Source organism: Streptomyces sp. NPDC027962 (assembly GCF_055566095.1).
The window spans coordinates 130896-137504 of record NZ_JBVHTA010000022.1; the positions used below are offsets into that span (position 1 = coordinate 130896).

Below are 6609 nucleotides of genomic sequence, written 5' to 3' on the forward strand. Positions count from 1 at the left end.
CAGCCGGCCACCTGCTGACCCGCGTCCGTGTGCGGTGGCGGGTGTGGGCCCGTGTCGTCTCCCGTGCCGCCCGCCGTGCCGTGCGGGCCGGTCGCTGTGCGGGCCGTGCTCGCCCCCCTGGGTTGCCTCTGGTGCTGTGGGATCGGCTGTACCTGTCTGTCCGGCCGGTGCCGGTGCCGGTGCCGTGCAAGTGGCCGTATCCGCCGCGCCGGTTGGGCAGGCGGGCCCCGTGTGTGCCCCGCCCGGGCCGTACCTGCCTGCGGTGCCGTGCGACTGGCTGCACCTGCTGCGGCGGACCGTCGTGTCACGGTCGGGTTCTCACCTGGCGGGGCAGCCCGGATCCGTGTCTGTGCCGGTCGGCGGTCATGGCCGGAACCCGTCTGAACGCTCTTCAGGGACCGTGCCTCTCGTTGTTTGCCCCTGCCGGCGCGGTTCAGCGGCCGGAGCACCCGCCTTCATCGGCTGTGCGGGGGAGTTGAGGGCCGGGCCGGGCGGTTTTCGGCGATGGGGATGAGTGGTGAGGTGTTTGCTGCGGGGTTGGTGGTTCGTTGGGCGGTGGGCGGGTGGGGCGGGCAGGGTGGCGGTGTGCCGGGCGGCGTGGGTCCGTGCGGTGGGAGGGGAGTTGCTGATGGAGACGTTGGGGTGTCCGTATGCGCTGGATGTCACGGGGCGTGATCTGGCGGCGGAGGCGGCGATGCTGCGGGAGCAGGGTCCCGCGGTGCGGGTGGTGCTGCCGGGCGGGGTCGAGGCGTGGGCGGTGACGGGGCACGGTCCGCTCAAGCGGCTGCTGACCGATCCGCGGGTGTCCAAGGACGCGCGCCGGCACTGGCCGGCGTTCGCGGCGGGGGAGATCACTGCGCAGTGGCCGCTGTATCACTGGGTGTCGGCGCCGACGATGCTGTTCGCCTACGGGGCGGAGCATGCGCGGCTGCGCCGGCTGGTGGCGGGGGCGTTCACCGCGCGGCGCAGCCGGGCGCTGGGGCCGCGGGTGGCGGAGATCACGGCCGGGCTGCTGGGCGGGCTGGCGGCGGCGGGAGGGGAGGTGGTGGATCTGCGGGCCTCGTTCGCGAAGCTGCTGCCGATGCGGGTGATCTGCGAGCTGTTCGGGATCAAGGGGCCCGACCGGCAGGCGTTGTGCGCGGCGATCGACACGACGCTGGGCACGTCGGTGCCGGCCCAGGAGATGGCGGCGGCGCAGGAGCGGGTGTTCGAGCTGCTGGCCGCGCTGGTGGCCGAACGGCGCCGGTGCCCGGGCCCGGACCTGACGTCCGCGCTGATCGCGGCACGCGACGGCGGTGAGCGGCTGAGCGAGCAGGAACTCATCTCGACGCTGAACCTGATGATCGGCGCCGGGCAGGAGACGACGAGCAACCTGATCGGCAACGCGGTCGCCGCGCTGCTGTCGCTGCCCGGGCAGCTGGAGCACGTGCGCGCCGGGCGGGCCGGCTGGCCGGAGGTGATCGACGAGACCCTGCGCACCCACAACCCGGCCGCCTACATCCCGCTGCGGTTCGCCGTCGAGGACATCGACCTGGACGGCGTCCGCATCCGCCGCGGCGATGTGATCATCGTGTCGTTCGCCGCCGCCGGCCTGGACCCGGCCCAGCACGGCAAGGACGCCGGCGCGTTCGACCTGCTGCGCCCGCGCGGGGAGAGCGTGGCCTTCGGGCACGGCGTCCACTACTGCCTGGGCGCCCCGCTGGCCCGGCTGGAGGCCACCACCGCCCTGTCCGCGCTCTTCGCCCGCTTTCCCGGCATCCGCCTGGCCCGCCCGGTGAACGAACTCGACGTACTGGAGTCGTTCATCATCAGCGGCTACCGCACCCTGCCCGTCCGCCTCACCCCCTGACCCACCCCCCCTGGGGCCGTGCCCCGGCCCGGCCCCGGGGGCCGGGCACGGGCCGGCCTGCCGTACCGGCCGCTGCAGCCGCTGCCGGGCTGCCCGGGCGCGCCGGAGGGCTGCGCCCGCACAGGGCCGCTGCGGGCCCGCCCCCCCGGGGCCCGCACCCGGGGCGGGCCGTCCGCACCGCCGAGCGGGGGACGCCGCCCTGTACCGGAGCACCGGCACCCGCCCCAGGACACCGACCCCGGCGGGCGGGCCGGTGCGGCCGGCCCGCAAGCCGCCACCCGCCCGCCCCGGCCTGGCCGCCCGCCGCCTGCTGCCCGGATACGGCACACGTGCTCCCCGCCCCCGCCCCCGCCCCCGCCCCCCGTCCCCGGGTCCGCCGCCCGTCCCGTCCCGTGCGCGTCCCGTCCCGTGTGCCTGCTCGGGCGGGCTGTCCCTGGGTGCGCCCCCCGGGGGGCGGGGGCGTAACCGGTCGGGGTGTGCGGGGGTTGGGTGTGCGGGGAGGGGATGAGGGTCTGCCCTGGTCCGGGCGGGGGTGGGGCTGCGGAACACCCCCACCCACTTACAAACCGCTTAAGCGGTTTGTTAATCTGAGGTGTCGTCCCGTGGGCGGTGGGGTGCGGGGCGGGGTTGTGCTGCCTCTGCCCGCCGGTGCCGGGCGGGGGCGGGAGGGCGCGCCGCGTGCGTGGTGTGCCCCGGAGTGAGGAGAGTGGCTGATGGTCAAGCAGGAGCGTGCGGCCCGCACGCGGCAGGCGCTGGTGCGGGCCGCGGCCGAGGTGTTCGCGCGGGAGGGGTTCGCGCCCGCTTCGCTGGCCGCCATCAGTGCCCGGGCCGGTGTCAGCAACGGTGCGCTGCACTTCCACTTCGAGAACAAGAACGCGCTGGCCCGGGCGGTGGAGCGGGAGGCGGCGGCGGTGCTGGCCGAGATCACCGCCGCGCCGGACGCCGCGCCGGACCCCGCGCCGGGTGGGGCGTTGCAGGTGCTGGTGGACGCCACTCATGTGCTGATGGGTGCGCTCGCCGACGATCCGGTGGTGCGGGCGGGGTTCGATCTGAGCGCGGACCTCTCGCGCCGCGGCGGGCCGTGTCTGCGCGGGGTGTGGCGCACCTGGGTGGAGGAGATGCTGCAGCGCGCCGAGCGTGAGGGGTCTTTGGCCGAGGGTCTGTCCTCGCGCGGGGCGGCGCCCGCCGTCGTTGCGGCCACCGTGGGGTTCGAGGTGCTGGGCGCCGCGGACCGCGAATGGCTCTCCACCCGCAAGATCACCGGCTTCTGGGAGCTGCTGCTGCCCCGGCTGGCCCCCGGCCGGCCCCTGACACCCGCAGGCCCCCGCACCCCCCCACCATAAACAGACCTCAACCGCTGTTTCTCGGATGTTCATCCCCCGGGCCACTGCGCCACCCCGCGCCACCCGTCACCTGGCTGTTTTCCCCGCTCTCCGATCCGGTCCGCCCGCCCGGGCGCCCGCGGGGCATTCACCTCGGACCGCCAAAACAGCGCGACCGGTCTGGTATTGACAAACCGTCTGCCCTGTTTTTTACTCGGGGGTGTCCGGGTCTGCGCGGGCCGCCGGGAAAGGGCCGGCCGCGGGCCGCTCGATCAGATGCGCATCAAACAGGGGAGACGGCGTGGATATCGATGTGCTGGGGGCGTTGGCCGTGAGGGAGAACGGGGTGTCGGTGACGCCCACGGCGCCCAAACCGCGCCAGGTGCTGGCCCTGCTGGCGCTGCACGCCGACCGGGTGGTGCCGGTGGCGTCGCTGATGGAGGAGCTGTGGGGGCAGCGGCCGCCGCGCAGCGCGCGTACCACGCTGCAGACCTACGTCCTGCAGCTGCGGGAGCTGATCTCGGCGGCGCTGGTTCATGACGCGCCCGCCGGCGTGCCGCGCAGCGCCAAGGACGTGCTGGTCACCTCGCCGGGCGGCTATCTGCTGAGCACCTCGGGCGGCGCCAGCGACGTGCGCGAGTTCGAGCTGCTGGCCGGCCGCGGCTACCGGGCGATGGACGCCGGCGACTTCACCGGCGCGGCCCGCCAGCTGCGCGAGGCGCTGGCCCTGTGGACCGGCTCGGCCCTGGCCGACGTGCACGCCGGAGTGCAGCTGGAGATGCACCAGCGGCGCCTGGAGGAGACCCGGCTGTGCGCGCTCGACCAGCGCATCGAGGCCGACCTGCGCCTGGGCCGGCACCGCGAACTGCTGGGCGAGCTGACCGTCCTGGTCTCCCGCTACCGCACCCACGAGAACCTGCACGGCCAGTTCATGCTCGCCCTGCACCGCTCCGGGCGGCGCAGCGAGGCCCTGGAGGTCTACCAGCGGCTGCGCGCCGCGCTCGTACGCGAACTGGGCCTGGAGCCCTCGGCCGGCCTGCGCCGGCTGCAGCGCTCGATCCTGATGGCCCACCCCGAGCCGCAGCTGGAGGCGCCGCGCGCCGGCGGCGAGCGCCTGAGCCGGGTCGGCTGACCGCCGCCGGCCGCCGGCACCCAGGGGGAGAGGCAGGAGGAAGCCACCATGCAGGCCAGATCGGAGCGCACCCGCCGCGCGCTGGTGCACGCGGGCGCCCAGATGTTCGACCGGCACGGCTACGCCAGCGCCACGCTGGGCCAGATCGCCGGCGCCGCCGGCATGACGAAAGGGGCGCTGTACTTCCACTTCGCCTCCAAGGACGGACTGGCCGACGCCGTCCAGGCACGCGGCCGGCAACTGCTGTGCGACTTCGTCCAGCACCAGTGGGAAGCCGGCACCGCCCCCCTGCAGGCCCTCATCGACCTCACCCACTGGCTGGCCCGCGCCCTGCACGAGGACCCCGTCATCCGCGCCGGCCTGCGCATCACCAACGAATGCGCCGGACGCCGCCCCGCCGCAACCGACTTCCACCAGGCATGGATCACCGAGGTACTGCGCCTGCACGGCCAGGCCCGGGCCGCCGGCGACCTGCGCGCCCACGACGGCGCCGACGACGGCCAGACCCTCCTGCTCGCCGCCGTCTGCGGCATCGGCGTCCTGGCCGCCACCGGCATGCCCCGCCCCGAACTCGCCCACCGCATCCACGCCCTGTGGCAGCCCCTGCTGCCCGCCCTCGTCCCACCCGGCCACACCACCCGCTACCGCACCCACCCGCCCACCCCCGCCCCGGAACCCGCCGGGCACCCCGCCCACGCCGCCTGAGCCCACCCGGTACGGCCACCGCCGCCCGCCGCCCGCCGATACGCCCCAACCCGGCGGCCCCGGGCAGCCTGGGCCGGGACCGGGAGCCGGCGAACTCCCCTGCCCACGACCGCCGTTTGGCCGCATCGCGGCGGGAAGCAGCGGGCACACGCAGCCGGGCAGGCACCCCGTGCCCCCGCCCCGGAACCCGCCGGCCACGCCGCCCGGCCGCCGGCACCGGCGGCCGGGCGGCCCCGTGCCCGCCCGGCGTCCGGCGGGCCGGCCGCCGGCGCGCCCGTGGGCACCGGGCGGCAGCAAAGCCCCCGCTGCTGCGCGCTGTTGCTCAACACAGGGTGGTGCGCCTCCCCGCCCGCCGAGGGGCGGGCTGCCAGGCGCCCGGCGTGCCCGAGTCCCGAGTTTCGAGGGTGAGGCGGGCAGGGCGTGGGGGCGGGCCTGGGGCGCGGCCGTGTTCGCGATGCTCCGCGACGGCACCTTCTGCGAAGTCCGCCTCCCCCCAGCAGCCGTCGCATGACCGTGCCCAGCCCTGACGAAAGGCATACAGGCGCCCCCCGGGGCAGTGGGCGGCGGCCGGTCCGGATGCGTTGCGTTGCGAGTGAAGGTCGACCGGTTCTCGAGCGGGGGGCGGTGGGCTGGGCGCACCGGCCCGCCCACCGGGCGGGGGCGCACGGGGGAACCACCGGCGTGCCGCCCCGCCGTTCGACAAGCCCTTACGGAGGCATCCATGACCGATACGCCCGAGCGCAACGACGCCCAGCAGGAGGCCAAGCGCCGCTTCCGGCAGGCGCTGGAGCGCAAGGAGCACGCCTCCTTGGCCAAGGCCGCCCAGGAGGAGGGCCGCATGAAGGCCCGCGCCGCCGGCGGCCCGGCCGCCCGCAAGAGGTTCCACCGGCGCAGGACCGGCTGACCGCCACCCCTCCACCGGCCCCGGCCACCCGCCCTTTTCCGCCGGCCCCTTTTCACCGGCTCTCCTGCCCCCACCCCTGCTTCCAGCAGCCCCCCTGTCCGCCGGGCACCGGGCCGGCGCCGCCGGCCCGGTGCCCGGCGGCGCAGTCGAGCGGTCCTGGCACCGCGGGAAGGAACGACATGCCCCAGGCCGAACCCCCCTTGCACGCCGTGCTGCGCATCGAACGCGGAGCGGCCAGCACGGAAGAACTCGCCGCCGTCACCGCCACCCTGCTCACCTGCCTCGCCGCCAAGCCCGCCGGTGCGCGGCCCAAGCCGGATGCGGCGCGCAGCCGCGCGCTGTGGCGCCGGGAGCCGGCCGGCGCCTTCCGCGCCCCGCACAGCTGGCGGTGACCTGCACAGCCGGCGGTGACCTGCCGCCGCGCACACCTGCACACACGTCCACAGGCGCGGACCGGCGATCCCCACCCCAGCAGAAACCGCCCAAGCGGTTTGTTAATGTGTGGGGGCGGCCGGGCCGGTCACGCCCCCGGTGTCGTACGAGAGGAAGGCAAGGGTCGTGGTGATGGTGAACAGCACCCCCTCCACCGGCGAGCCGGCCGGCGCCCGGGGCCGGGTGGCCGAGCTGCAGGCGCTGCGCGAGCAGGCCGTGCGCGGGCCGAGTGAGAAGGCGACCGAGGCGCAGCACGCCAAGGGCA

The 6609-nt window shown here is 75.9% G+C and carries 6 protein-coding genes; all 6 read left to right on the plus strand.

Annotated elements, in window-relative coordinates:
• The first annotated feature begins 628 nt into the window (after positions 1-628).
• The 6 genes from ACZ4SA_RS21575 to ACZ4SA_RS21600 all read left to right on the plus strand — a co-directional run bounded on the left by ACZ4SA_RS21575 (position 629) and on the right by ACZ4SA_RS21600 (position 6304).
• Positions 629-1849, plus strand: a complete 1221-nt coding sequence (locus ACZ4SA_RS21575; RefSeq protein WP_468276861.1) for a cytochrome P450 family protein — start codon at positions 629-631, stop codon at positions 1847-1849.
• Between the two features lie 713 nt (positions 1850-2562).
• Positions 2563-3192: a ScbR family autoregulator-binding transcription factor gene (locus tag ACZ4SA_RS21580; protein WP_468276863.1), complete on the plus strand. Its 630-nt coding sequence runs from the start codon at positions 2563-2565 to the stop codon at positions 3190-3192.
• Between the two features lie 280 nt (positions 3193-3472).
• Positions 3473-4303 carry an AfsR/SARP family transcriptional regulator gene (locus ACZ4SA_RS21585; protein ID WP_468276865.1) on the plus strand — a complete coding sequence of 277 codons (831 nt, stop codon included), beginning with the start codon at positions 3473-3475 and terminating at the stop codon, positions 4301-4303.
• 48 nt (positions 4304-4351) lie between these two features.
• On the plus strand, positions 4352-5008 hold the full coding sequence (locus tag ACZ4SA_RS21590) for a ScbR family autoregulator-binding transcription factor (protein WP_468276868.1): 657 nt from the start codon (positions 4352-4354) through the stop codon (positions 5006-5008).
• Positions 5009-5729: 721 nt separating this feature from the next.
• Positions 5730-5912 (plus strand): DUF5302 family protein, encoded by a 183-nt coding sequence (locus ACZ4SA_RS21595; RefSeq protein ID WP_468276870.1) that lies wholly within the window; start codon positions 5730-5732, stop codon positions 5910-5912.
• Positions 5913-6091: 179 nt separating this feature from the next.
• Positions 6092-6304, plus strand: coding sequence for an acyl-CoA carboxylase subunit epsilon (locus ACZ4SA_RS21600; RefSeq protein WP_468276872.1), 213 nt, complete (start codon positions 6092-6094; stop codon positions 6302-6304).
• The last annotated feature ends 305 nt before the right edge of the window (positions 6305-6609 follow it).